This window comes from Sorangium sp. So ce1504 (assembly GCF_051521635.1).
Lineage (GTDB): Bacteria > Myxococcota_A > Polyangia > Polyangiales > Polyangiaceae > Sorangium > Sorangium cellulosum_B.
This window is the reverse complement of the sequence record NZ_CP150365.1, coordinates 10770059-10796434: the sequence shown is the minus strand read 5'-3', so window position 1 is coordinate 10796434 and position 26376 is coordinate 10770059. Positions and strand designations below refer to the sequence as shown.

The 26376-nt window shown below is 71.3% G+C and carries 23 protein-coding genes; 13 read left to right on the top strand and 10 right to left on the bottom strand.

Annotation, left to right across the window (positions count from 1 at the left end):
* Positions 1-25: 25 nt before the first annotated feature.
* The 4 genes from WMF39_RS40610 to WMF39_RS40595 all read left to right on the top strand — a co-directional run bounded on the left by WMF39_RS40610 (position 26) and on the right by WMF39_RS40595 (position 4057).
* A complete protein-coding gene (locus WMF39_RS40610) occupies positions 26-757 on the top strand; it encodes a VOC family protein (protein WP_437741809.1) in 732 nt (243 codons plus the stop codon).
* A 36-nt stretch (positions 758-793) separates the two neighbouring features.
* The gene (locus tag WMF39_RS40605) at positions 794-2410 is read left to right on the top strand and encodes a (2,3-dihydroxybenzoyl)adenylate synthase (RefSeq protein WP_437741808.1); all 1617 of its coding nucleotides are present in this window, start codon (positions 794-796) and stop codon (positions 2408-2410) included.
* A gap of 66 nt (positions 2411-2476) precedes the next feature.
* Positions 2477-3286, top strand: a complete 810-nt coding sequence (locus WMF39_RS40600) for a thioesterase II family protein (RefSeq protein ID WP_437741807.1) — start codon at positions 2477-2479, stop codon at positions 3284-3286.
* Between the two features lie 69 nt (positions 3287-3355).
* Positions 3356-4057, top strand: a complete 702-nt coding sequence (locus WMF39_RS40595) for a tRNA-uridine aminocarboxypropyltransferase (protein WP_437741806.1) — start codon at positions 3356-3358, stop codon at positions 4055-4057.
* A gap of 15 nt (positions 4058-4072) precedes the next feature.
* Here WMF39_RS40595 and WMF39_RS40590 read toward each other — a convergent pair whose 3' ends face one another.
* From WMF39_RS40590 to WMF39_RS40575, 4 genes are all read right to left on the bottom strand, one after another.
* Entirely contained in the window at positions 4073-4966 is an 894-nt protein-coding gene (locus tag WMF39_RS40590) for a CAP domain-containing protein (protein WP_437741805.1), read from the bottom strand.
* A 75-nt stretch (positions 4967-5041) separates the two neighbouring features.
* Positions 5042-5515 (bottom strand): hypothetical protein, encoded by a 474-nt coding sequence (locus WMF39_RS40585; RefSeq protein ID WP_437741804.1) that lies wholly within the window; start codon positions 5513-5515, stop codon positions 5042-5044.
* A 48-nt stretch (positions 5516-5563) separates the two neighbouring features.
* Positions 5564-6088 carry a hemerythrin domain-containing protein gene (locus WMF39_RS40580; protein ID WP_437741803.1) on the bottom strand — a complete coding sequence of 175 codons (525 nt, stop codon included), beginning with the start codon at positions 6086-6088 and terminating at the stop codon, positions 5564-5566.
* Between the two features lie 184 nt (positions 6089-6272).
* The gene (locus WMF39_RS40575) at positions 6273-6500 is read right to left on the bottom strand and encodes a hypothetical protein (protein WP_437741802.1); all 228 of its coding nucleotides are present in this window, start codon (positions 6498-6500) and stop codon (positions 6273-6275) included.
* A gap of 281 nt (positions 6501-6781) precedes the next feature.
* On the opposite strand from WMF39_RS40575, the gene WMF39_RS40570 reads away from it, so the two are divergent.
* On the top strand, positions 6782-8065 hold the full coding sequence (locus WMF39_RS40570; protein WP_437741801.1) for a hypothetical protein: 1284 nt from the start codon (positions 6782-6784) through the stop codon (positions 8063-8065).
* A gap of 18 nt (positions 8066-8083) precedes the next feature.
* Here the strand turns inward: WMF39_RS40570 and WMF39_RS40565 are convergent, their stop codons facing one another.
* The 4 genes from WMF39_RS40565 to WMF39_RS40550 form a co-directional block, all read right to left on the bottom strand.
* Positions 8084-8977, bottom strand: a complete 894-nt coding sequence (locus tag WMF39_RS40565) for a class I SAM-dependent methyltransferase (RefSeq protein ID WP_437741800.1) — start codon at positions 8975-8977, stop codon at positions 8084-8086.
* Between the two features lie 193 nt (positions 8978-9170).
* Entirely contained in the window at positions 9171-10724 is a 1554-nt protein-coding gene (locus WMF39_RS40560; RefSeq protein ID WP_437741799.1) for an AAA family ATPase, read from the bottom strand.
* A 155-nt stretch (positions 10725-10879) separates the two neighbouring features.
* Positions 10880-11389 carry an AAA family ATPase gene (locus WMF39_RS40555; RefSeq protein ID WP_437741798.1) on the bottom strand — a complete coding sequence of 170 codons (510 nt, stop codon included), beginning with the start codon at positions 11387-11389 and terminating at the stop codon, positions 10880-10882.
* 85 nt (positions 11390-11474) lie between these two features.
* Complete coding sequence (locus WMF39_RS40550; RefSeq protein WP_437741797.1) at positions 11475-12182, bottom strand: TVP38/TMEM64 family protein; 708 nt, start codon at positions 12180-12182, stop codon at positions 11475-11477.
* Between the two features lie 80 nt (positions 12183-12262).
* Between WMF39_RS40550 and WMF39_RS40545 the strand changes: the two genes are divergently transcribed.
* Entirely contained in the window at positions 12263-13006 is a 744-nt protein-coding gene (locus WMF39_RS40545; RefSeq protein WP_437748097.1) for a TetR/AcrR family transcriptional regulator, read from the top strand.
* Between the two features lie 39 nt (positions 13007-13045).
* Here WMF39_RS40545 and WMF39_RS40540 read toward each other — a convergent pair whose 3' ends face one another.
* Positions 13046-13318, bottom strand: coding sequence for a DUF2277 domain-containing protein (locus WMF39_RS40540; RefSeq protein ID WP_012240078.1), 273 nt, complete (start codon positions 13316-13318; stop codon positions 13046-13048).
* 502 nt (positions 13319-13820) lie between these two features.
* Here WMF39_RS40540 and WMF39_RS40535 point away from each other — a divergent pair.
* Entirely contained in the window at positions 13821-16595 is a 2775-nt protein-coding gene (locus WMF39_RS40535; RefSeq protein ID WP_437741796.1) for a hypothetical protein, read from the top strand.
* Between the two features lie 116 nt (positions 16596-16711).
* Here WMF39_RS40535 and WMF39_RS40530 read toward each other — a convergent pair whose 3' ends face one another.
* Positions 16712-18160, bottom strand: coding sequence for a PAS domain-containing protein (locus WMF39_RS40530; RefSeq protein ID WP_437741795.1), 1449 nt, complete (start codon positions 18158-18160; stop codon positions 16712-16714).
* A 592-nt stretch (positions 18161-18752) separates the two neighbouring features.
* On the opposite strand from WMF39_RS40530, the gene WMF39_RS40525 reads away from it, so the two are divergent.
* The 6 genes from WMF39_RS40525 (at position 18753) to WMF39_RS40500 (ending at position 26347) form a co-directional block, all read left to right on the top strand.
* Positions 18753-20051: an ATP-binding protein gene (locus WMF39_RS40525; RefSeq protein WP_437741794.1), complete on the top strand. Its 1299-nt coding sequence runs from the start codon at positions 18753-18755 to the stop codon at positions 20049-20051.
* Positions 20052-20414: 363 nt separating this feature from the next.
* Complete coding sequence (locus WMF39_RS40520) at positions 20415-21974, top strand: cation:proton antiporter (protein WP_437741793.1); 1560 nt, start codon at positions 20415-20417, stop codon at positions 21972-21974.
* A 1-nt stretch (position 21975) separates the two neighbouring features.
* Positions 21976-22680, top strand: coding sequence for a potassium channel family protein (locus WMF39_RS40515; RefSeq protein WP_437741792.1), 705 nt, complete (start codon positions 21976-21978; stop codon positions 22678-22680).
* 17 nt (positions 22681-22697) lie between these two features.
* Complete coding sequence (locus tag WMF39_RS40510; protein ID WP_437741791.1) at positions 22698-24023, top strand: monooxygenase; 1326 nt, start codon at positions 22698-22700, stop codon at positions 24021-24023.
* Between the two features lie 82 nt (positions 24024-24105).
* Entirely contained in the window at positions 24106-25095 is a 990-nt protein-coding gene (locus WMF39_RS40505) for a DUF2169 family type VI secretion system accessory protein (protein WP_437741790.1), read from the top strand.
* Positions 25088-26347 carry a hypothetical protein gene (locus WMF39_RS40500; RefSeq protein ID WP_437741789.1) on the top strand — a complete coding sequence of 420 codons (1260 nt, stop codon included), beginning with the start codon at positions 25088-25090 and terminating at the stop codon, positions 26345-26347. The genes WMF39_RS40505 and WMF39_RS40500 overlap by 8 nt, the downstream gene beginning before the upstream one ends.
* Positions 26348-26376 lie beyond the last annotated feature (29 nt).

Below are 26376 nucleotides of genomic sequence, written 5' to 3'. Positions count from 1 at the left end.
CGCCTGGCGCTCGGGAGAAATGAACATGGCGACTTCTTGCAGCCACGTCTTGGTATGGGTGCGCGACATTCATCAAGCCGTGCGCGACTACAGAGAGCTCGGGTTCAAGGTGGACTACGCGACACCCGAGCGAAAGGCCCAGCACGCGCACATCTGGTTCACGGAAGGCCCCATCGTCGAGCTGCTCACGACGCCGCGCAGCGCGCGGTGGTTCAAGTGGCCGATCGAGCTGATGGCCGGGCGCGGCTCGGGCCGGCGGATGATCCGCTGGTCCGAGCACGGTGAGGGCTTCTGCGACGTGGCGGTCGTGGTGGACACGCACGGTCTCGACCGTGAGCTCGCCGCGCTGCGGGAGGCAGGGATCCCCGTCGGCAGAGCCATCGGGTGGCGACGGACGAAGCCCGATGGCCAGGAGATCCGCTTCAAGTTTGCCTATCCGGCGAACGATCGTCTCCCGTTCATCGTGACCCCCTACGACCCGCCTCAACATCCGAGAGAGAACCGCCATCCGAACGGGGCCAAGAGGCTCAGCCGGGTGCGCATGGGGGTCCGCGCCGAGCATCGAGAGGCGGTGCGCCGGATCGTCGGTGACGACCCGACGTTCGCGCTCGAGCCCGCCGAGGTGACGGGGGTCTGCGCCATCGAGATCGCTGGCCTGACCGCCGATCTCGACCCGACCCTCCTGCACGGCGCGGCCGTGCTGCCCGCCCGCCCGAACGCTGACCCGGGCCGCGCGCATCGAAGCGCAGGACAGTGAGCGCCGACGAACGTCGGTGAAAGCGAGGGAGCTCCCATGTTGAGTGGATGTGTCGATTGGCCCGCTGAGTTCGTGGATCGTTATCGGGAAGCGGGGTACTGGCGAGGCGAGCGCCTGGGAGAGATGCTGCGCACGCGGGCCCGAGCGACGCCGGCGCGCGTGGCCGTCGTCGACGGAGCGCGTCGCTGGACGTACCAGGAGCTCGACGAGCGCGCGGATCGCATGGCCGCCGGGCTGCGCCGGCTCGGCATCGCGCAGGAGCAGCGCGTCCTGGTCCAGCTGCCCAACATCGCCGAGTTTCTGCCCCTGTGCTTCGCGCTGTTCCGGATCGGGGCCATCCCGGTGCTGGCGCTGCCGGCGCATCGAGAGACGGAGATCGTGCATCTGGCAGAGCTCTCCCAGTCGGTCGCCTATGTGATCGCCGACATGCATGTCGGCTTCGATTACCGGTCGCTCGCCCGTTCGGTATGCAAGCGGGTGGCGAGCCTCCGGCATGTCCTCGTGGTGGGCGACGCAGAGGAGTTCGTGCCGCTCGCCGAGGTGGACGCGCCGCCGGAGATCATGGCCGGGCCGGACGCGCGCGACGTCGCCCTGCTCTTGCTGTCGGGCGGCACGACCGGCGCTCCCAAGCTGATCCCCCGTACCCACGACGACTATGTTTGCAACGTCCGCCTCAGCGCCGATGTGACTGGCCTGGACGCGAACACCCGGTACCTGGTGAGCCTCCCCATCGCGCACAACTTCGCCCTGGGGTGTCCAGGCGCCCTCGGCGCCCTCTACGCCGGCGGAACCGTGGTGTTCTGCAAGGACCCGAGCCCCGAGGCCGCGTTTCGGCTGATCGAGCAGGAGAAGATCACCGTGACCGCCCTCATCCCGCCGCTCGTCCTGCTGTGGCTCGAGGCGGCGGAGTGGGTGCAGGCCGATCTGAGCAGCTTGCGGTGGATCCAGGCGGGAGGCGCTCGCCTCAAGGCCGAGACGGCGGCGCGCGTCCGACCCGTCCTCGGCTGCGGGCTGCAGCAGGTCTACGGCATGGCGGAAGGGCTGCTCAACTTCACGCGGCTCGACGACCCCGAGTCCGCCGTGATCGACACGCAGGGCCGGCCGATGGCCGAGGACGACGAGGTGAGGATCGTCGACGCCTCGGATGTCGAGGTAGCGGACGGCGAGGTCGGTGAGCTGCAGGTCCGCGGTCCCTACACAATCCGCGGATATTATCGCGCGGAGGAGTACAATCGCCGGGCGTTCACCGCCGACGGCTTCTATCGGAGCGGAGATCTGGTGCGGCGGCTCCCCGGCGGGCACCTGGTGGTGGAAGGCCGGAGCAAGGACGTGATCAACCGGGGAGGGGAGAAGGTCCCGGTCGAGGAGCTCGAGAACTACCTCATGGCTCACCCGGCGATCCGTGACGTCGCCATCGTCGGCGTCCCGGACGCCACCCTGGGGGAGCGCACCTGTGCCTGCATCATCGCGCGCGGTGCGGCGCCCACGCTCGCCGAGGTGAACGCCTATCTCGGCCGTCTGGGGGTGGCTGCGTTCAAGCTGCCCGATCGTTTGATGGTCCTGGAGAGCTTTCCGCAGACGAGCGTGGGCAAGGTCAACAAGCGGGCCTTGGCGAATCAGGTCTGTGGCGCCTCGCCAGCCATGCCCAGGTAGTCGACGGCTTAACCTCGGTTCAGATGCCGATCGTTCCTCGAGACATCAACACCGACCCGAGAACCCATGAACAGCTCTGCCCGAAGTTTGCGCCGCATCGTGAGCGCGTCTGCCCCGTCCAGCCCGCACCTGATCGTCTGTCCCTTCGGTGGTGGGAGCCACAGCGCCTTCCGCAGCTGGAAGGCGATGTCACATGGGGACGTCTCGGTGTCCCTCGTGACCTACCCGGGGCGTGACCATCGTCTACACGAGTCCGGGATGCGGAGCGTTCAGCACACCGCGTCCGAGCTGGCGCACGAGCTGTGCGCGGAGCCGCCCAGCGGCCAGTGGCTGCTGATTGGCCACAGCGTGGGGGCGCAGATCGCGTTCGAAGCGTGCCGCTTGCTCGAGCAGTGGGGCCGGGCGCCAGCCGGCATCGTCCTGTCCGCTTGCCACGCTCCCCATCTGATCCCACGTCGCATGCTCAGCCCGCTCGATGACGAAGGGTTTGTCGAGGAGCTGATCCGCCTGGGAGGGTGTCCAGCGGAATTCCGCACCGACGCGCAGCTCAGAGAGGTATTCCTGCCGATGCTGCGCGGCGATTTCCTCGCCTCGGAGAGCTACCGCCTTGCGCTGGACCGCTGTACCAAGCGTCTCCGGACGCCGACCCTCCTGCTCCACGGATCCGCCGACGATGAGGCCCGTCAGGACGAAGTGGAGGCGTGGAAGCACTGGCTGGAAGGGCGGGTCGAGCTGCGCGAGATGGCTGGCGATCACTTCTACATCACGCAGGATCCACGGGCGTTCGTCTCGGAGGTGCTGCGCGTGTTCCGGCTCCCTTCCAGGTCGACGGCTCCCCTCGGACTGGCGCAGGTTCCTTGGGGCTATTTCCCCTGAAATTCCTCTGTCCAGTGGGCCGTTTGACCGGGACGGCCTGCGCGTGGGAGAACGCCCGGCCCGGACGCGATGACGTTTCTCCCGCTGCAGCCGCCCGATCTGCCCCCCATCCGCGCGCGCGGGACGCCGCGCTGCCGCGGCTGCGGTTTGCCGCAGGCGATGTGCCTCTGCGGCGCGCTGCCCCGGCTCCCCGTGCGCACGCGCGTCGTGCTGCTCACCCACCGGATCGAGCGCACGAGGAGCACGAACACGGGCCGGCTCGTCGCGCGCCTGCTCGAGGGCGCGGAGGTGCGCGTGCGCGGCGAGATCGAGCCGCGGCCGCGCCCGCCGCTGCCGGAGGGGCGCCGGCTCGTGCTCTTCCCTTCGCCCGAGGCGCGCACCCTCACGCCCGACGACGCGGGCGGCGAGCCGGTGGTGCTGCTCGTCCCTGACGGCAACTGGAACCAGGCGCGCCGCGTGGTCCACCGGGATGCCGACGCGCGCGGCGCCGAGCCGGTCACGCTGCCCGAGGGCGCGCCGAGCCGCTATGGCCTGCGCCGCGCGCCGCACGAGGGCGCCCTGTCGACGCTGGAGGCCGTCGCGCGCGCGCTCGGGCTGCTCGAGGGCCCGGCCATCGAGCGGCGCATGATCGAGGCGTTCGACGTGTGGGTGCACCGCGCGACGCGCGTGCGGCTCACCGGCAAGCTCGAGGAGGGCGCCGCGGCCCTGGGAGAAGGTGAATCCGCCGAGGCCCGCGCGAGCGCGGCTTCCGATGGATCAGGCGGCCCGTGAGCGTCTCCGTGCCCGTCACCGGAAGTTCTGCACCGCCCAGACGCTGCCGTCCGGGAAGGTGTGGAACCCGCAAGCCACCTTCGTGTAGCGGGTGCTGCTCATGTTGATGTAGTGGCCGTGCTTCTCGAAATCCTCGCCCGGCCCCTCGTCCCACATGAGCTGCAAACACGGGACGATCATCGAGTCCGGCGGGCCTCCCCACCCGGGGCACTCGTTCTGGGCGTTCTCGTCGCAAGCGCCGAACGCGCCGTGAAACTCGCCGGTGTTCCCATCGGACTCGGCCTCTCCATCGGAGCACGACTCCGCCTCGACCCAGCGCGCGAGGGGCGGCAAGCCGAGCGTGGCGCGGTGCTCGTTGATCGTATCGACGCACAGCTGCGCCGCGCCCGTGGCGCCGCCCGAGCCGCCGGCGCCGCTCCCGGAGCCCTCGCCGCTCGAGCCTCCGGTGCCGGCCGTGGTCGAGGCCGTGGCCGAGCCCCCAGCGCCCTGCGCGGAGGAGCCGCCGGCGCCCTCGGCCGACGAGCCGCCGGCGCCCGCCGTGGCCGAGCCACCAGCGCCGCCGGCGCCCTGCGCAGCCGAGCTGCTGGCGCCGCCGGCGCCCTCGGCCGACGAGCCGCCTGCGCCTGCCGTGGCCGAGCCGCCGGTTCCCTGGGCCGACGAGCCGCCGGCGCCCCCGGTCGCCGCGCTGGACGAGCCGCCCGTGCCCGCCGCGGTCGAGCCGCCGCTGCTGGTGCTCGGTCCGCTGCCGGAGTCTCCCGGGTGGATCACGACGCCGGCGCCGCTCGACGGCCCGCCGCCTTCGCCATCGAGCGACCCGTCGCCCACCTCACCGACGCAGCCCGACAGCACAGCACCGATGAACGTCGCGGCGAGCGCGACGGCGCATGAAGGAGTCCGAGGGTTAAGCATCCGTCGAGTCTATGGGGCATTCGACGCATGCTCAACATCGACCGATCCTGCTTCACTTTTGCATGCTTGAGCGGTTCAGGCTCGATTGGCGGGCTTCACGCGTGTCTGTGCGGAGAGAAGCGCGCTTGTCGCACGAATGTGTGTTCGTTTGCTTCGAATTCCACTCGTGCGAGACAGGACAACGCATGCCAGCGAGCTGCGACCGCCCTTCAGATGTCGCCCCCGCGGGCCGGCGGCCCGTGGAAACTTGAACGCTCGCCGGGGCCTGGCCTCGTCTTGCGCCGACCGAGGCGCGCGGCGCCTCCGCTGGAGATAAACGATCGTCGCGCCGGCGAGCGCGTTCGCGACCATGAGCGAGTTCGTCGCCACGAAGACCCAGCTCTCGAGCATCCAGCTGTAGATGACGAACCCGATCGACGCGGCCAGCTGGCCGACGAAGAGCCACCTCGAGATGCCCTGGCTCGTCTTGCTCCTCCACTGCTTGTAGACCTGATTGCCGATGGTCAGCACGAGGATGCCAGAGCTGACCCAGCCGATCGCGTCTTTCATGTCTCACCGCCGGACCGCCGCTCGACCCCTCTCCTCGAGCGGGCCTCGTCAGGCCCGGGCCACGCCGTTCGCGTGGCTCTCGTGGATCGCGTGGCTCGCCTGGTCAGCGGACGTCTTCTTGTAGCCCGCCGGCAGGAGCGTCTCGTAGCCCTCGGCCAGCCGCTGCTCGAACTCCGCCTTCATCGACCTGCCGAGCTCGCTGAGGCGCTTCTCGTCCACGGCCTTCTCGACCGCCGGGAAGAGCTCCTTTTCCTCCTCCTCGACGTGGTGCTGGATGAGCTCCTTCAGCGTCGTCACGCGCGCCTTGAACGAGAGATCCTCCGGGGAGGTCGAGAGCAGCCGCTTCAGCGCGAGCTCGGCGATGGCGTGCTCCTCGTAGCTCTCGAGGATCACGTCCTCCTTGATCTGCTGCACCGCGGGATAGAACGTCTCCTGCTCGATCGCCATGTGCGCGGCGAGCTCGTTGGCGAGCTCGGCGAGCACGAGCGCCGGATCCGACCTGCCGCTCTCGAGCTGCTTGAAGAGGGACTCCACCTTGCGATGCTGCTTCTCGAGCAATGACGTCGCTTTCATCTTCCTGCCTCCATGGTGCGCCGCGCCTCGGCGCGGCCGGGGTTGTTCGGGGTTCATCGCCGGCCGGGGCGATCTCGCGCCCGAGGCGCTCCGGCCGGCCTTGCTCACGGTTCGAGACGCAGCGAGGGGCGAGCGCACGGGCTCGCCCCTCGCCACGCGAACGGCCCGAGATCGCTCGGGGCCGCTAGTCGGTCTTCTCCTCGATCTTGTCACCCGCCTTCTCGGCCGCGTCGCCCGTCGACTCCGCGGCGTCCTTCGCCTCGTCCTTGACGTCGCGCGCGGCGTCGTCCGCGGCCTCGCCCGCCCTCTCGGCCGGCCCCTCCGGCTGAGGCTTGTTGCCTCCGCAACCGATCACACCGACGCAACCGATGACCATGCTGCCCAGGAGCAGCGATCGAATCCCTGTTTTCACGGTATCCTCTCCTCCGCGCTCGACCATGTCAGCAATGCCCGGGCCAAACCGCGCCGAGCGCCCGCGCGTGCTCCTCGTCACCCCACCCTCGGATCCGGGGATCGCGCCCCTGAGACACATCGCCTCGACCGTGGCGTCCTGCGACGCGCAATGGCCGCCCGCCCAGGATCCGGGAGGCGGGCGCTCTCGGCGCAGGGGCAGGGGAGGCCCCGCACCGCAACGTGGGCGCCTCCGCTTGGCCTCCGCGGCGATCGGAGCAAGACTCCGCCCGGAACCGCGACATGACCCACGACTTCGCCAGCGCGCTCAGCGCCATCTTCACGGGCGAGCGAGCCCGCCTGCTGCACGTGATCGTGCCGGCACACGTCCACGGCCACACGCTGGCGCTGCTGCGAGCGCTCGGTGAAGCAGGCCCGGCGCCCCGTCCCGTCTGGGTCCTGGCAGATCCGGTCTACGGGCCCAGCCGCGGCTGGGCGGCCCGAGAGCGCTCGCTGTCGCGCGAGCTCGGCGCCCCGGCGGCGCTCGCGACGCCCGAGGACGGCCCGCTGCGCGAGCCGCTCGACGCCTTCGCCAGCGCCCTCGCGGCGCACGTCGCCGCCAGCGCCCCGGACGGGACCGCGGTCGTCGTGCTGGCGCCGCAGCACGTCGACGACCCGCGCGCCTATGCCCGCGACCTCTTCTGGCTCGCGCATTGCCCCGACCTCCCGCTCGTGCGCTGGGTCCTCGTCGACCCTGTCCACTCGAGCGTCGGCGATCTGCTCGCGCGCCTCGGCGAGGGCGCGTCCCGCGTCGTGTGGCCGGAGGCCGACGGCGCGGCCATCGCCGATCTCGAGCGCGTGATCACCGATCTCTCGGCGCGCGGGCGGCGCCTGCCCGCCGATCTGGAGCTGCGCATCGCCGCCGAGTCGCCCCTCCGCGCCCCGGAGCTCCTCCCCGCGCGGCGCCTCCTGCACGAGGCGGACACGTGTTTTCACGCGGGGCGGCACGCCGAGGCCGCGCAGCTCCAGCAACGAGCCGAGGAGATGCTGGCGAGCCGGGGGCTGGGCGAGGAGGCCCTCCACATCGCCATGCAGCGCGCGCGCTCGCTGATCGCGGCGGGCGTTGTCGAGGAGGGGCATCGGGTGTTCGTCGCCGCGCTGAAGGAGGCGGAGCGGCGCGGCCTGTTCGCGATCGTGCCCGAGGCCTACGCCTCGCTCGGCAGCCTGCACAGCAAGCAGCGCCGCTTCCTGGACGCGTCGGAGGCGTACGCGCGCGCGGGAGAGCTCGCGGACCGCCGCGGGAGCCACGAGTTCGCGGCGGACATGCACCGCTGCTCCGGCCACGCGGCGCTCAACGCCGACATGCCGGACGCCGCGGCGACGGCGTGGCGGCGGGCGTTCGAGCTGCTCGGCTCCGTGGCCCCGACCGTCGGCGCGCTGGAGAAGCCCCAGCAGATCGTCGTGCTCGGGCTCTCCCTTGCCGACGTCTTCGAGGAGCACGGCAACCTCCCTGCCGCGCGCGGGCTGCGGGGGCACGCCGAGGCCATCGAGACCCGCCACCCGCGGCGCTCCGCGACGTGGAGCTGAGGCGCGGCGCCGGCCGGGTCAGGCCGGCGGGCGAGCGGGCGGCGGGGCAGCGCCTGGGCCGGGCCGCTCGGCGACGAGGAGCCGGGTGTTCGTGGCCGGGTTGGACGGCGCGAACGGGGCTCCGAGCTGCCGTGCCCAGTCCGCTGCGCCCGTGTCGCGCAGCGCTCGGAACCCGGCCCGCTCGACCTCCGCGAGCATCACCTCGCGCCGGCGCAGGCCGATGAGCGGCTCGCTCCAGAGCCACGTGAGCAGGCGGAGGATGCGCTGCGCCCGGCGCGGTTCGGGGGGTTCCATGTAGTACACGAGGAGGACGCTGCCCGGCGCCGAGGCGTCGGCGAGCGCCCGCAGCGTCGACCGCAGCGCCTCGTCCGACAGGTACATCACCACCCCTTCCCAGACCCACGCGGTCGGCTCGTCGGAGCGATGGCCGGCCGCCGAGAGGCACGCGGCGAGCGCGTCGCGCTCGAAGTTGACGGGCACGTAGGTCAGCTGCTCCACGAGCGGCGGCAGCCCCGCCGCCTTGCGCCGCTTGAAGGCCTGCGTCGCCGGGTGATCGATCTCGAAGAACCGGGTCGCCGAGAGCGCCTTCATCCGGAAAGCGCGCGTGTCGAGCCCCGCCCCCAGGCTCGCGACCTGGCGGCACCCGAGCGCCACCGCGCGCTCGAGCTCGATGTCGATGGCCATCACGCGCAGCGGGACCGCGGAGAGCCGGGCGAGGGCGCGCGCGCGCTTCGCGGGGTCCAGGCGCCGGAGCCGGCGCGCGAACAGCGCCAGCGCGGCGCTCCACCGGCGCGACAGCAGCCGGTGGACGATCGGATCCTCGAAGCCCGGGACATCGGTCAGGCCCTGGTCCGCGAGCGCCCGGATGAGGGCGACGATGGATGCCGTCTGGCTGGGGCGACGCTCACGCATGCCTCGTGCATAGCCTCCGGCGGCGGGCTTTCAATGCGCGAGGGCCTGGGCAGCGGCCCCGCGGCGCGGTGACGCGAGGAAATTTCGTCGATTCCGGTTCATCGATCCCGACCCGGCAGCTCCGAGCGGCGCCGTCGCCGTCCAGGCCGGACACGGGGCGGAGCGGCTCGGTGGTCATCGCCCCGGCGCGGCCTCAACACCCCACGAGGCGGACCGTCTTTCCCCCGTGCGCCACCTCGCGCACGAACAGCTTCTCTGCCCACGATCGCTCCTTGCGCAGGTCGAACATCACGAGCCATCCCTCGCCGAGCCCCGCGTGCTCCAGGTACCGCGCCACCTGATCGAGCGCCTCGGCCTCGGTCTCGGTGTCGCGGCGGACCTTCACCTCGATGGCGTGGCGCTCCTCGCGCCAGCAGATCGTCAGGTCGAGCGCCCCGCGCCCGAGCCCGTACTCGCGCTCCACCCGTCCGCCGCCGTTCACGACCCGCTGCAAGAAGGCCATCAGCATCAGGTGCGGCCCGGCCTCGCGGTACCCGAACCCCTCGGCGGCGAGGTGGCCGTCCTTGCGCCAGAACGCTTGCCAGTCGGTGAAGAGCTTGCCCATGTCGAGCGAGCCGTCCGGGTGGACGTAAGCGGCGGGCTCGGCCGGGATCTGCGCCTGGCGAATGAACGTGAGCGCCCGAGGGACGACCTCGCGATAGATCGGATTCGCGATTTCGAAGCGCCCGCCGTGGAAGCGGATCAGGCCCAGGCCGAGGACGTAGGAGAAATCGTCATCGAGCACATCGCTGTCCGTTTGCGTGCCGGCCAGCATGGGATCGAGCACGCGCCGCACCCGGGGCTCGCGCAGCCGGGCGATGAGCGAGTCGATGTGCGAGCGGCGCTCCAGGAGGAGCGTCTCCTTGGCCGCCTCGACGTGTGTTGTCGTGATCGGGACGGCGCGGTCCTCCACGTCGCGGCGGACGATCTGGTCGGCCATCGCGTTGGTCAGCCACGGGTGGCCCTGTCCCAGCTCCCAGATCCGCCGCACCGCCTCGGGCTCGAAGCGCTGTCCGGTCGCGGCGGTGTGCTGCGCGAGCAGCTCGGCGACCTCGGCCTCGGTGAAGGGGCCGAGCGTCGTCGCCTCGGCGGTGATGTTGAACGGCGACGTCGTGCCCAGCCACGCGACCGCGCGCCGCTCCTCCAGGGCGAGCGCGTAGTCGCGCACCTGGCGCTGGCCGATGAGGGCCAGGCTGGAGGGGAACGGGATCCGGCTCCGGTCGAGGTAGCCCTGCCGGAGCTGGGTCAGGAACGAGACCATCGCCGCCCCCACGAGCCCGTCCGCCTCGTCGAAGAGCACGACCAGCGGCCTGTCGCTGCGCGCCGCGAGATCGCGCAGGTAGCGCAGGACGAAGGTGCTCGCCGGATCGACGTGGCGGACGTCGTCCGCGGGGCGGCCGAGGTCGGGCAGGTCGCGGTCGATCGCGGTGTCGAGCGCGTAGAGGACGGCCTCGAAGGCCTTCGCCGGATCGGGCTCTTCGCGGGCGATCTGGACGTCGACCCAGACGGCGCCGAGGTCGCCTTTGTGGTTCAGGTGCTCGACGAGCCAGCGGGCGCTGGTGGTCTTGCCCGTCTGGCGGCCGGCGTGGAGCGTGAAGTACCTGCGTTCCTCGATCGCATCGAGCACCGGCCCGAGCCGGCGCTCGGGCGGCAGCATGTAGTGCTCGCCGGGGATGCAGGGGCCAGCGATGTTGAACGAGAGCTTCACGGGCGAAAGCTACCACGCGAGGGGCGGCCCGGCGGTCAGGCCGCTGGGCCGAGCGCGGGTCGGTTGCGCCGGTTGCGCCGGTTGCGCCGGTTGCGCCGGACGCGCCGCCGCCCTCGCTCGCGCCGTCCGTGGCGGCCGGGACTCCCGTGCTCGGATCAGCCGCCCGTGGTGTCGATGAACCGCATGTCGCGCCCGCTGCGCTCGGTCTCCTCGGGCGGCTCCCACATGTCGCTCGCCAGCTCGAACATGTCCGGTGGAACCACCATGGAGAACGTCTCGCCCTTCTCGCGGTTGCGCTGCTCGACCCGCTCGCGACGCAGCTCGCGGGGCGCGTCGAGCACGTAGACGGTGAGCTCGTACCCCGCAGCGTCGACCCGCCGGTACAGCCGCTCGCGGTCGCGCCGGCGGATCAGGCCGATCTCCAGCACGACGTTCGTGCCCACGTCGATCGAGCCCCTCGTCAGGCTCCAGATCTGCTCGATGCAGCGCGCGGTGCGCTCGTGATACCATTCGATGATCCCCGTCTCGGGCCGATCGGGGCGGAACAGCCGCGCCATCCATTCATCCAGGTTCAACCGGAGGGCGGCGTGGTCCCGGTAGAGCCGCTGTGCGAACGTCGATTTCCCTGCGCCCACGGGGCCGATGATCAGGTGGATTCGCGCCATTCCCCGACGCTATCCTGCGGTGCTGTCGGCGAGCAAGCGGCGTGCACGTTCGCGCGAGACAGGGCCTCTCGTGACGCCAGGAGTGTCAGGAGGGGACGACGCCGCGCCTGGAGCAGCGCCTGGCGAACCATAAAAGGACCATGACGGCCACCGCGACGGCCCCCATTCCGGCCCACGCCGACGGGGGCGCGTCGCGCAGGGCGTCGAAGACCCGTTGACCGAAATAGGCAGTCGCCAGGAGCGGCAGGGCGTACCCGGCCAGCGAGCCCCAGAAATGTGTCCAGAAGCGCACCCCGGAGACGCCGAAGAAGACGTGGAGCATGGGCGGCATCCAGAGGACAAGGCGGAGCACGAACACCGTCAGGAACGCCCGCCGCTTCAGGGCCTCGTCGTAGGCGCGGAAGCGCGCCGGCACACGCGCGGCGACCCAGTCGCGGGCGACGAAGCGCGCGAACGAGAAGCCCACGACGCTCGCCGCCATGGTGCCCGCCATCGAGAGCGCGAACGCCACCGGCCAGGGCCAGATGAGCGGCGCCGCCAGGATGAACACCGTGCCCGGCACGCCGAACGGCTGGAGCGCGGCGTAGGCCAGGACGAACGCGACATACCCCCACGGCCCGAGCGAGAGGAGCGCCTGCTTGATGCGCGCGGGCTCGCCGAAGATCTCGAACAGCCCCATGCGCTGCGCGACGACGAGGAGCGCGGCGGCCGCGGCGACCACGCCGATCTTCACCCCCCGGCGGGCGCGGAAGGGAGAGAGCGCGGGATCGGCCGGGGAGGCGGGCTGGCGCACCCGACGTACCTGACAGCCCACCTGCGCACCGTCAAGGTTCCTGTTGACAATTTGGTCTATTATTGTCAATATTGACCATCGTGAACGAGGGCGGCCCGAGCTCCACCGACAGACCCGCCGAGGATCTGCGCCGCCGCAAGCTGATGGACGCGGCGTTCGCGGTGTTCCTGCGCTTCGGCTTCCGGAAGACGTCGATGGACGAGGTCGCGCGCGCGGCGGGCGTCTCGCGGCAGGGCCTCTACCTCCACTTCGCCACGAAGGAGGAGCTCTTCCGCGCGTCCGTGGGGCACTTCCTCGACACCGCGCTCGCCGCGGCCGCGGCCGCGCTCGCCGACGCGGAGCGCCCCCTGGAGGAGCGGCTCGTGGCCGCGTTCGACGCGTGGATCGGCCGGTTCGTCGGCGCGCTCGGGGCCGACGCGGCGGATCTCTCGACCGCCGCGAACGAGCTCGTCGGCCCCCTCGTCGCCGAGCACGAGGCGCGGTTCGTCGAGGCCGTGGCCGAGGCCTTGCGCGCCTCCGGGCTCGCGGCCGCCTACGAGCCCGCGGGGGTCACCGGGCGCCAGCTCGCGGACACCCTGGTCTCCTCGGCGCGCGGCCTGAAGCACGGCGCCGCGACGCGCGAGGCCTTCCTCGAGGGCATGGCCATCGCCGCGCGCGTTGTGTGCTTGCCGGAGCGGCGCGCCCGGGAGGCGAGGGCGGGGCAATCACCGCAGTCACTGCAGGCGGCGCCATCACGGCAAGGAGAGCCGTCCGCGCCGGGCCCTCGCCGCGAGGCCAAGGGGCGCGGCAGCACGGCGCGCAAGGCGCGCGGCACGACACGATAGCCGGAGGGCCACCCGAGCTCGGCGCGGCGGCCCCTCGCCTCAGCCGCGGCTGAAGCGCAGCCGCGAGCGCTCGCGCGCCTTGGTCGCCTCGATCTCGCGGTCCCGCGGCGCGGCGGTCGTGGACAGCGACGCCATCAGCACGCGCGCCGCGGCCGCGACGTCCTCCACGGCCTGCGCGAACGCCGCTTCGTTGGCCTGCGACGGCCGGTTGAAGCCGCTCAGCTTCCGCACGAACTGCAGCGACGCCGCCCGGATCTCCTCCTCCGTCGCCGGCGGCTCGAAGTTGAACAGCGTCCTGATGTTCCGGCACATGGCGATCTCCCGAGGCTCGATGTGTACGGGGAACGATCCTAGTCTCGAGCCACGCCGGCGGTCCAGGCGCTCCGCGCGGCGGCGATGAACACCGGGACGCCCGCCAGCAACAAGAATCCAACGGCCCTTCGATCCACGCGAGACGTCCTCCTCGCCACGCGCGCGGCGTGCGCGGCGCCGCTCTCCTTCTCCCTATCGGTCTCTCTATCGGCCCTGGCGGCGAGCTGCTCTCGCGGCGCGCCAGCGCCTCCGCTGGCGCACACCACAGTCGTTGACGCGGCCACCGTGTAGGCAATTCGCGCATACACGCGGCCAGACACACGACGAGATCGCGGCGAGATACGTGACAAACGCGACACGGCCGCATCACGACATCGCCCTTGTTGGCTGCCCAACAGGAAGCACACTGGCGGCATCAGGAAGTTCTTGATTCCTCAAGGATAACCGTGCACTTCTACACTGAGGAGTCCTATTGCCAAAGCCCCCTGGCAAGGAGGTCGGTATGCGCCCACATCGTGCACTGCGCTCCCAGAATCGCCTGCTCTTCACCGCCGCCACGCTCGTTTGCCTCGCTGTCGGACCAAGCGCGGAGGCGGCTCCGTCGTACACCCTCTTCGAGAGCGGTCAGGTCCGACCGCTCGCGCTCTCACCAAGCCGTCACCTGCTCTTCGCGGCCAATACACCCGACGGCCGCCTGGAGATCTTCTACGTCTCGTCGGGTGGTCTGACACACATTTCGTCCGTGACCGTCGGCCTGGAGCCCGTCGCCGTCGCCGCGCGCAACGACGGCGAGGTATGGGTCGTCAATCACCTCTCCGATAGCGTCAGCGTCGTCGACGTCTCGTTCCCCTTGCGGCCGCGGGTCGTGCGCACGCTCCTCGTCGGGGACGAGCCGCGGGACATCGTCTTCGGCGGTCCTGGGCGGTCGCGCGCGTTCATCACCGCTGCTCACCGCGGCCAGAACGCGCCGTTCGATCCGCAGCTGACGACGCCCGGGGTCGGCCGCGCCGACGTGTGGGTGTTCAACGCGAGCGCCGTCGCGACCCAACCATCGCTCGGAGGCACGCCCCTCACGATCCTCTCCTTCTTCACCGACACGCCGAGGGCGCTCGCGGTCAGCCCGGACGGGACCTCGGTGTACGCCGCCGGCTTCCACACCGGCAACCGCACGACCGCGGTGCACCGCGCGATCGTGGAGGACGAGGGCGGGATGCTGCCGCCGTTCACCAACCACCTCGGGGAGCCGCAGCTGACGACGTCGCTCATCGTCCAGCACGACGGAACCCACTGGGTCGACGCCGGGGGCAACCCCTGGGACGACTCGGTCATGTTCTCGCTGCCCGACAAGGACGTCTTCGTCATCGACGCCACGGCCAATCCCCCTGTCCAGCGGCCCGGCAGCGCGGGCTTCTTCACCGGCGTCGGGACCGTCCTCTACAACATGGTCGTCAACCCGGCGAACGGGAAGGTCTACGTCTCCAACACCGAGGCGTTCAACCTCGATCGCTTCGAGGGCCCGGGCACCTTCGCCGGCACGAGCGTCCGGGGACACCTGCACGAGAGCCGGATCTCCGTGCTCGGCAGCGGCGGCTCGGTCCTGCCGCGGCACCTGAACAAACACATCGATTACTCGACGTGCTGCGCTCCGGTGCCCAACGCCGAGAACGCGAAGAGCCTGGCCACGCCGGTCGACATGGCGGTGACGAGCGACGGATCGAAGCTCTACGTCGCGGCGTTCGGGTCGAGCAAGGTCGGGGTCTTCCAGACGGCCCAGATCGAGAATGACACCTTCACGCCGAGCCTCGCGAGCCAGATCCAGGTCACCGGCGGCGGGCCGAGCGGGCTAGCGCTCGACCAGCCGCGCGGCCGCCTGTACGTGCTCACGCGCTTCGACAACTCCATCTCGGTCGTCAACACGACCACGAACGCCGAGACGGCGCACATCGCCCTCCACAACCCCGAGCCGGAGAGCGTGGTCCGCGGGCGGAAGTTCCTCCATGACGCGAGCTTCTCGTCGGCCCACGGCGACTCGTCGTGCGCGAGCTGCCACGTCTTCGGCGACCTCGATAGCCTGGCATGGGACCTCGGCAACCCCGACGGCGACACCGTGACGAACCCTGGGCCGTTCACGAACATCAACCCGCCGTTCCCCGCCGATACCTCGCTGAAGCCCATGAAAGGGCCGATGACGACGCAGAGCCTGCGCGGCATGGCCAACCACGGCCCGATGCACTGGCGCGGCGACCGCACGGGCGGCAACGACGCGTCCACCGCGCAGCCGGACAGCGGGGCCTTTGACGAGCGCGCGGCGTTCGAGAAATTCCAGGGCGGCTTCACCAACCTGCTCGGCCGGCACGCGCCCATCCCCGACGAGGACATGGAGGCGTTCACGGACTTCATCCTCCAGCTCTCGTATCCGCCGAACCCGATCCGGAACCTGGACAACTCGCTGAACACCGATCAACAGGCCGGGCGCGATCACTTCTTCCGCGAAGGCGGCGCCGGGACCTTCTCGTGCAATTCCTGCCATACCCTGGACCTTGACGGGAACGCCGGTACCAGCGATTTCCCTGGCTTCTTCGGGACGGACGGCGCGAGCATCGGCCAGGAGAACGGCCAGAGCTTCAAGATCCCCCACCTGCGCAACATGTACCAGAAGATTGGCATGTTCGGCATGGCCCCCGTCCCGAGCCTCTTCCACCTGGGAGACAACGACTTCAAGGGTGACCAGATCCGCGGCTTCGGGTTCATGCACGACGGCGTGATGGACACGCTCTTCCGCTTCCACCAGGCGATCGGGTTCGAGCAGAGCGTGTTCTCGCCGAACGGCTTCCCGCCCGGCGCGCCCGGCGAGCTCCTCCGCGAGCAGGCCGTGGAGTTCATGCTCGCGTTCGACACGAACCTCGCCCCCATCGTCGGGCAGCAGGTCACGCTCGGCTCGCACAACGCCACGGCGGCCTGGCCGCGCATCGACCTGCTCCGCCAGCGCGCCGAGGTCGGGGAGTGCGACCTCGTGGCGAAGCTCCCGTTCCTCCTCGAGGAGACGGGCCTCCTCTATATCGGAGGTGGCCAGTTCACCGCGGCGCGGGCCGCGGCCCCGCCCTTGAGCGATCTCGTCCTGCGCTCGCTCGCCGCGCTCACCGGGCACCCGGTGACGTACACCTGCGTGCCGCCGGGCTCGGGCGCGCGCATCGGCATCGACCGCGACGGCGACGGGTTCCTCGACGGCGATGAGTGCGACGCGGGCACGGATCCCGCGGATCCGACGAGCCACTGAGTCGCCGCTGCGTAGTGCTCAAATTTGAACATGAAGGCGGGAAGGCGGGAAGAAAAGATCAATGATCTTCCCGCCTTCCCGCCTTCATGTGAACTCTCTCCGAGCAAATTTGAGCACTACCCGCCGGCGCGGCGACGCGCGCCCATGCACCAGCGCAGCGCTTCCTTCAGGCTGCGCAGCGTCTTGACCTGCGAGAGATCGAAGCCGAGGCCGACCATCGTCTGCGCGACCGGCGGGCGGATGCCGGTGACCACGCCCTTGCAGCCGAGCAGCGTCAATCCATTGATGATCTTGATGAGGTGCTGCGCCGTCGTCGTGTCGACCGAATCGAGCCCGGTGAGGTCGAGGATGGCGAAGGCGGATTGCTTCTCCACCACGCTCGCGAGCAGCGACTCCATCACCATCGCCGCGCGATCCGCGTCGACCGAGCCGATCAAGGGGACGATGAGCACGTCCTGCCAGACCTCGATGATGGGGCTCGACAGCCGCGCGATCGACTCCTGCTGATCCTGCGTCAACCGCAGCTGCTCCCGCAGCTGCTTCTCGACGCGGAGCTGCTGCGTGATGTCCTCGCAGATGGCGCCGACGCCGGTGGTCTCCCCGAGGACGTCCTTCTGGGGAACGAACCTCGTCCGCCAGATCCTGTCTCGCCGGACCTGCTCGACCTGCGCGATCTCCCCGGAGAGGGCGTGCTCGAAGGCAGCGCGCACGTCCTCGGTGTCGCCGCACAGCTCGCGCATGTGCTTGCCCAGCTCGCCTCGCTCCGTACAACCGATCTGCGCGAGCGCCCCGCCCTGCGCGATCACGCAGAGGCCGGCCCTGTCGAACGCCAGGATGGCGATGGGCATGCTGTCGATGCACGCGCGGAGCATCTCCCCCTGCACGGCGAGCCTGACGTCGTCGGCCAGGTTGATGCCGAACGTCTGGACGCCCACGATCTCGCCGTCATCGTCCCGGCGGGGCGCGTAGTGCACGATCCAGTGCACGCCCCCGGCCACGGTGTCCGTGCGGACCGGCTCCCCCTCGAGGACGCGGTTGCACAGGCCCATGATCTCCGCGTCCGCGCCGTAGAGATCGAACATGTTCCTTCCGACGAGCTGATGTCGTTTGAGCCCCATGCTCTCGAGCCCTTTGCCGTCGGAGACGTGGAGCGTGCCCGCCCGGTCGCACCACCAGACGATCGCATCCATCGTCTGGAACACGTCGACGAGGATGCGCGCCTGGTCCTCCCACACCCCGCGATCGGGCTTCACGGCAGCCCAGAGCGCCGTGTCGTCGGCTCGCCACAGCGTCCAGTGCAGCGGGACGCTCTCCCCGCGGGCGCCCACGACGCGCGCCTCGGCGGAGACGCTGCCCGCGGCGGCGCGCGCGCCCGTGATCCGGGCTGACAGCTCGCCCCGATCGTCCTCGTGAACGCGCTCGAGGAGCCGCCCGGACGGGCCAACGCAGCGCTCCCAGGCCGCGTTGCAGGCCACCACCTCCCCCGCGCTGGAGAGCAACGCCAGCGGTGTGGGTGTGCCGTCGAGCAGTGTCTTACACGAGAGCGAAGCGAGCCTGTCGTCCATTGAATCCTTGCATGAATCCTTGCAACGGGCCAGAAGCGACGATCCTCGGCGCGCCAGCCCCAGGCCTGTCACGGTGGGTGAACAAACGCGCTGTGAGCGCCGTCCCGACACCGGGTGCGAAGAGGTGGGATGCTGCTCGGATTCTCGGCGCTGGGGTCATCGAGCCTGGCACCATGGCGAACCGTAACGTGGTGATATCATTTGAGGGCGCCGAGACGCCAGCCTCATCGCTAGACGCGCTGCGGCGGATCGAGGCCCGCGCGACCCCGGCCGGATGGTGAGCGCCCGCTGCCCCACCACATCGCCCCTCCGCGCTCGGCATGAAGCGATGGCCGACAGCGGTTCTGGCGGAAGGATGGTTCTGCTGCCTGTGCGAGGACGCGAGCGGGCGCGGCGCTCGGGGGGGCGCGTGCATCCGCCGAGAGGTCGGCCTGGAGCTCGCTGCGTGGAGAGGGGGAGCGGCCGCCGCTGTACGGCCGCCGACCGCGAGGCGGCCGCGCGGACACTGGCGGTGACGTGCGCTGGGGGACGTCGTTTAACGCGTCGCGCTCGCCTTGTCGTGCGCGCCAGCGCGCGTTAGAGACCCTGCCGAATGGAACCCGAGGGCCACGAGAGATTCGCTGACTCGGACCCGAGTTTCCGACAACTCCATCCTTGCGAGCGCCTCATCAGCGTCGTGCAGGACCTCTCGCTGGCCCGCGACCTCCAGACGATCATGCAGATTGTCGATCGGGCCGCCCGCGACCTCACGGGCGCCGACGGCGCGTCCTTCGTGCTCCGCGACGGCGATCTCTGTTACTACGCGCAGGAGGACTCGATCTCCCCGCTCTGGCAGGGGAAACGGTTTCCGATGTCGGCGTGCGTCAGCGGTTGGGTGATGTTGAATCGGAAGCCGGCGGTCATCGGCGACATCACGCGCGATCCCCGCGTCCCGATCGACGCCTATCGGCCGACCTACGTGCGGAGCATGGCCATGGTGCCGATCCGCGCGCGTGCTCCTCTCGGGGCGATCGGGACCTACTGGAGCTCCATACGAGAGATCCCGCAGGGCGAGGTGTCGCTGCTCCAGGCGCTCGCCGGCAGCGCCGCCGTCGCCCTGGAGAACGTCGCGCTCCACGACGGCCTGGAGAAGGGCAAGGCGCGGGCGCGCGAGGTCGAGGCGGCGAACCGCGATCTCGCGGAGAGGCAAAAGGCCCTGGAGGAGCTCCACCGGCAGAACGAGGCGCTGAGCGAGTTCCTCGCGCACGATCTCAGGAGTCCCGCCGCCGGCATCATCCTCGCCGCGCAGGCGCGCCTGAAAAAGCAGGATCTCCCGGAGCCGGAGCGGCGCCGATGGAATGCCGTCCTCACCTCGGCCGAGGTCATCCAGCGCACAGCGCTGAACCTGCTCGACGTCGCGAGCCGCCAGCACGGGATGTTCGTGCTGCGGCTCGCCGAGCTCGATCCTGCGTCGCTGTTCGAAGGTGTGGCCGAGATCCTGGAGCCGCTCGCCGCGTCGCGCGGGCAGCGCATCGAGCTCTGCCCCGCCATGCCGAGCTGTCTTCTCCGCGCCGATGAGGAGCTCGTGCGGCGCGTCCTGCTGAACCTCGTCGACAATGCGCTCCGTCATACCCCGCCCCGCGGCGCAGTGCGCCTCGAGGCGCGGTGGCTCGACCCGGGCTGGGTCGAGCTCAACGTGTGCGATGAGGGCCTGGGGATCCCGGCCCACCTGCGCGACCGCATCTTCGACAAGTACGCGCGGCTCGCCGACGGGGGCGCGATCTCTGCGGCCGGCCGCGGCCTCGGGCTGACGTTCTGCCGGCTGGTCGTCGAGGCGCACGGCGGCAGGATCGACGTGAGGGACAACGAGGGGCGGGGGAGCCGATTCTGCGTCCAGCTGCCGGCAGGCTGACAGAACAGCATCGAGAGCGCCGAGAGCCGGTGTCGTTCAGATTCCCGCCAAAGATGCCAGCGAGATGAGGGGATTTGTCGGGGATCGCTCCACGACGACGAAGCGATGATGTCGTCGATGTCGTATCATGTGATCTATCGATATCGCACCTCTTCCCGGGCGGCCGAGCGAGAGGCGCGCACGCGAGGACGCGTGCGCGCCTCTCGCTCGGCCGCCCGGCGATGCCTCTCGCGTCTTGCGATTCCGGAGGCGATCAGGTAGCGCAGGATCCACGGTGAGCTCTCCCGCGGACCCCGTGCACATCGCGACGCGCCCGCCGCGGGCGCCCTCCCTCGTGCTCGCGCCGCGGCCGCGAGGTGCCTCATGAGGGAGCGGCTCGAGAGCCTGCTCCTCGTCCTGGCCGTCGGTTCGGCGGTCGCGATCGGGGCGAAGCGCGTCGCGATTCCCTACAACGTCGCGCTCGTGCTCGTGGGGCTGCTGCTCGTCGTCGTCGACGTGCTCCCGAAGGCGCCGATGGACCCGGAGGTCATCCTCATCGCGTTCCTCCCGGTGCTCGTGTTCGAGGGCGCCCTGTTCGCCGACGCGGACAGCCTGAGGGGCGCGAGCCGGCCGATCCTCGCGCTCGCCGTTCCGGGCGTGCTCATCTCGCTGCTCGGCACCGCCGCGGTGGCGACGCAGCTGCTCGCGCTCCCGTTTGCGGCGGCGCTCCTCCTCGGCGCGCTGCTCTCGATCACCGACACCGTGAGCGTGCTGCTCGCCTTCCGCAGCGTCCGCGTGCCGCACCGGCTTGCGGCCATCATGGAAGGCGAGAGCCTCTTCAACGACGGCACCGCGCTCGTGCTCGTGGTGCTCGCGTCGCAGGTCCTCGCGAGCGGCTCCTTCGACGGCGCCGAGAGCTTCCGCGCGCTCGCCCTGGCCATGGCCGGCGGCGCGGCCGTCGGGGGCGCGCTCGGCGCCGTCGGCGCGTCCCTCCTCCGCCGCACGCCGGATCACCTGACCGCGATCCTCGCGTCCATCGTGCTCGTCTTCGCCACGGCCCTGCTCGCCGAGCGGCTCCACGCCTCGCCGGTCATCGCCGTCGTGGTCCTCGGGGTGATCGTCGGCAAGGCCGCGCGCCGCATCCTCGAGCCCTCGCGCGTGCTCGCGCTCCAGGGCTTCTGGGAGACGAGCGGCTTCTGCCTCAACGTGCTGCTCTTCGAGCTCGTCGGCATGCAGATCCAGGCGGAGATGCTCGTGCGCGAGGCGGCGTCCATCGGCCTCGCGCTGATCGCCCTGCACGCGGGCAGGGCGGTGGCCGTCTACGGCTGCTTCGGCGTGCTCCGGGCGCTCACGGGCGAGGTCGTGCCCTTCCGGTGGCAGCACGTGATGCTGGTCGGCAACATCAAGGGCGCGCTGTCGATGGCCGCGGTCCTCAGCCTCCCGAGCGGCCTGCCGTACCGCGACCGCCTGATCACGATCGTCTTCGGCGTCACCTTCGTCACGCTGGTCGCGCAGGCGCTGCCGTTCGCTCGGCTGCTCAAGTTCCTGCGGGTCGCGATCCCGACCGCGGACGCCGCGCTCGACGCCGCGAAGGCCACGCTCATCGCGGCGCGGCGCGGCCAGTCCGAGCTCGACGATCTGCTCGCGGCGGGCCTCGTGTCCCGCAAGGAGCACGCCGAGCGCCGCGCCGCGTTCCAGCGGCAGGTCATCCGGGCGGAGGTGGCGCTCCAGACGCCGCAGGGCGAGGTGGTCCGCGACCACCTCACCGATCTCGCCCTCCTCTCGGCGCAGAAGGCGGCGGTGCTCGACGCGGCGAGGCGCGGCCTCATCGCCGCCGACACCGCGCACGCCCACGTGAACCAGATCGACAGGGCCATGGTGGAGCTCCCCGGCGGACACGCGGCGCCCGGCGCGAACCCTCACGAGCACGAAGGAGAGAGCTGACATGCGCGTTCTCATCGCGGGCGCCGGGCGCGCAGGGCTCAGCGTCGCGGTCCACCTCGCGAAGATGGGCCACGACGTGACGACCGTCGATCGCGACGAGGCGATCGCCAACAGCGCGTTCGAGCGGCACGGCCTCGTCTCGCTCGTGGGCGACGCGACCGACGCCGGGCTCCTCCAGGAGGCCGAGGTGGCGCGCGCCGACGTGGTGGTGGCGATGCTCCGCCGCGACGCCGACAACCTCGCCGTGGCGCTCCTCGCGCAGGCCGGGGGGGCCAAGCGCGTCATGGTGCGCATGCGGGACCCCGCCTACCGGGGCGTGTACGTCCGCGCGGGCGTGGACCAGATCCTCTCCGAGATCGACGTCTTCATCGGCGCGATGGCCACCGCCATCGAGCACCCGGGCGTCCGCCACGCGATGGTGCTCGGCGCCGGCGAGTCGGTCGCGTTCGAGCTCGACGTCCCGGTCGACTCGGTGATCGCGGGCCGCACGGTGAGCACCATCGCGGGCAGCGCCAGCTTCCCTTCGTCGTGCGTCTTCGCCGGCGTCTACCGCCCGGATGGCCGCGTCGAGGCGCCGCGCGGCTCGTCCGTCGTCGCGGGGGGCGCCACGGTGCTCCTCGTGGCCGCGCGCGACGAGCTCGCCGAGGTCATCGCGTTCTTCCTCCGGCGCGAGCCCGCGAGCGGCGCGGTCCACGAGCGCCGCTGACACGAGGCAGGTGTTCTATGACGAGGTGCGCGGGGATCACGGGCTCATGGGCATGGCTTGCGGCGGCGCTGGCCGTCCTCTCCGCCTGCGGCGGCGATGACGCCGGGGCCGCGGCGGGCGGCGGCGTCCAGGCCGCCGTCACGTACTACCGGGACGTCAAACCCATCTTCGACGCGCGGTGCGCGGGGTGCCACAGCGACGGTGGCGTCGCGCCGTTCTCGCTCGAGGGCCACGAGACAGCGGCGTCCTGGGCCGCGCCCATCAAGCGGGCCGTCGTCGAGCGCACGATGCCCCCCTGGCCGGCCGACAACACCTGCGCCGAGTACGTGGGTGACCGCTCCCTGTCCGAGCAGCAGATCCAGACCATTGCCGCGTGGGTCGACGGCGGCGCGGCCCTGGGTGATCCGGCGGACGAGGGCCCGCCGATCGACCCGCCGGCGAGCGCCGCGCTCGCTCGTGTGGACCGCACGCTCGAGATGCCGGTCGAGTACACCCCGCAGACGGGGCCCGACGAGTACCGCTGCTTCGTGATCGACTGGCCGGAGGAGGCCGTGCGGTACGTCACCGGCTTCGGGATCAGGCCCGGCGAGCAGCGCGTCGTCCACCACGTGATCGCCTTCATCGCGGCGCCGGACCAGCTCGCCGAGCTCGACGCCCTCGACGCGGCCGACCCGGGCCCGGGTTATCCCTGCTACGGCGGCCCTGGGCTCAAGCCGCGCTGGCTCGGCGGCTGGGTGCCCGGCGGCGGGAGCATGATCTTCCCGCCGGGCGCGGGCACCCGGATCGAGCCTGGCTCCAGGCTGATCATGCAGGTCCACTACAACACGCTGACGGCGGGCAAGCTGCCGGATCGCACAGCGATCGACGTAATGCTGGAGAGCTCGGTCGAGCGGGAGGGCACGATGCAGCCGTGGGCGAACCCGGCCTGGCTCAGCGGCGACTCCATGCTGATCCCTGCCCTGGAGAGCGACGTCGTCCACCGCTGGGGGGCCGATCCCTCCCGGGCGCTCGCGGGCAGCGAGCCGATCGAGATCCACTGGGTGGGCCTCCACATGCACACGCTCGGCACGCGCGCGCGCCTCGAGATCGAGCGCGCCGGCGGCGGCTCGGAGTGTGTGCTCGACATCCCGCGCTGGGACTTCCACTGGCAGGGAAACTACAAGCTCGCCGAGCCCAAGGTGCTCGAGCCGGGCGACAAGCTGTCGATCGAGTGCCACTGGGACAACACGCCCGAGAAGCAGCCGATCATCGACGGACAGCCGCGGGTCCCCGGGGATGTCGTCTGGGGAGAGGGCACGACCGACGAGATGTGCCTCGGTACGTTCTACATGACCGGGCGCTGAGCGCAGGTTTGCCTGAAGCGATCTCCGGGGATCGCGGCGTGCCTGCGTATAGGATGCAAGATCACCCGCCGGATCCTCGTCCGTGAGCATCGCGAACCAGACCCCCTTCGCCGTCCAGCCCGTGCCGCTCCTCGATCGCGAGGGCAACGATGTCCTGGTCGCCATCGTCAAGGGCACGTTCGTCCTCGATCGGAGCGGGGGCTCGCGGCTCGCGGACGACCCTGCGCCGGTCCGTGTCGCCGACGAGCCCTGGGAGCCCGAGAGTCCGCGGAGCAGCCTCCGCTTCCCGTCGGATCTCGGCGTCGCCAAGCTGGGCACGGACGTGGTGGTGACCGGCGACGCGATCGCCCCCGAGAAGGTGAGGGTGCTCGACATCGCGGTGCGGGTCAGGCAGCGGCTCACGCCCCTGCGCGTCCACGGGCAGCGCTTCTTCTTCAAGGGCGTCCTCGGCGTCGGGATCGGGCCTGCTGCGCCGTTCGAGCGGGTGCCGATCGTCTACGAGCGGGCGTATGGCGGCATGTCGGAGGACCTCTCGGTGGTCGATCTCCGGAACCCGGCCGGCGTCGGCGCGGCGAGGAGCGCGGCGGACCTCGTGGACACGAAAGCTCCGCAGATCGAGCACCCGGAGCGGCCCCACGTGTCTGCGTCGGATCGCCATGCGCCGGTGGGCTTCGGCGCGATCATGATGCACTGGTCGCCGCGCCTCGAGCACGCTGGCACGTTCGACGAGCGGTGGAAGGCGGCGCGGATGCCGCTCCCGCCGGAGGATCAGGACATCCGCTTTGGCAACGTCGCCCACCCTTCGCTCCAGTTCGAGGAGCACCTCGCGCCCGGGGATCCGGTGGGCATCGTCGGCATGTCGCTCGAGCCGATCGTCTTCGCGCTACCGGGGTTTCCGGTGGTGGCGAGCGCGCGTTACGACACGGGGGAGCGCGTGGTCGTGCGGCCGCCGATCGACACGGTGCTGATCCAGCCCGAGGCGCGGCGGGTGGAGCTCGTGGCGCGCGCCGTCTTCCCGATCGGCAGGGGCCGGCGGGTGCTGCGCGAGGTCGTGGTGCGCGGCGATGGGTGACGCGGCGGGCGGCGCTGGGGAGCCTGTGGATCCCGAGATCGCGGGCGTGCCGCTCTCGGCCTATGCGGCGGTGCTGGCGTACACGGCCGAGGGCGTCTCGCTCGAGGCGAGCCTGGAGCACGCCGCGATCGCCGCCGGAGCCTGGCCGCCGGCGGAGGAGGCCTGGTCGGAGCGCCTCGCCGGGAGCGCGATGGGGGACGGGGCGTTGCTCGCGGCGTGCGACGAGCACCGCCTCGCGGCGCAGGCGCACGTGGAGCGCAAGGTGCCTCCGCTCGACACGGACCTGCGCGCCTGGCTCGATTTCTTCCGCGCGTTCACGGCGTCGGAGGATCCGCTCGGGTTCCTCGAGGCGCGCGGGCTCGGCGAGGGCGACGTGTTCCGGCTGCTGGGCGCTTGGCAGGAGTGGATCGTGGCGGAGGGGGGCGTGCGCGCCGAGGCGACGGCGATCCTCGCCGCCGCGCCCGGGCCGGTGCCGGAGGTGCGGCCGGAGGCGCCGGTGCTGAGGGCGTCGACGCGGAGAACTCGTGGCGGCGCGGCGGCGCGCGTGAAGAAGGCGCGGGCGGTGGTGGGGATGCCGCTCGAGACGGCGGAGCTGCCGCGGGATCTATCGAAGCTGATCTTGCCGTTCGTGAAGCAGCCGGGGGGCGCGGAGCGGGTGGAGCCGCCCGCGTCGGCGGCGAGGTCCGGGCCGTTGCCGCCGCTGGCTGCGCCGGAGCTCCCGAAGCCGGTGCTCGCGCCGAAGGAGATTGCCGAGACGGCGCCGGTGTTCCCGGCGCCGAGCCGGCCGGCGCTGCCGTTTGGGTCGCGCGTGGGGGAGGGCGTCGAGGTGAGCTCCGGGTTGCCGGCTGCGGAGCCGCCGGCAAGCGGCGGGGCGCCGGAGGAGTCGATTGCCGGGACGCCCGGCGTCGGGACGGCGCCTGTGATGTTCGAGGCCGCGAAGCCGGCGCTTCCGTTCGTCCCGTCGCCCGGGGGGTCGTCGTCGGGCGCCCCGCCGTCGTCGGGCGGCAGCGCGCGCTCGCCGGCGGCCGATGATCCCCGGCTATCGCTGGAGGACTACGCTGCGATGCTCGCGGAGATCGCGGCGAGCCCCGCGACGGCGACGGCGGCGATCGCGCGTTACGGGCTCACCCGCGAGGCGAAGAGCGCCGAGGACGCGGCGTGGCAGGCGAGGTTCGCGGCGGAGCCGGGGCTGCGGACGAAGTGGATGCGGGCGCTGGTCGAGGCGGGCGAGCGGATCCGCGGGAAGCGGTGAGGGAGCGAGGGAGGAGGAGTCGAGCACGG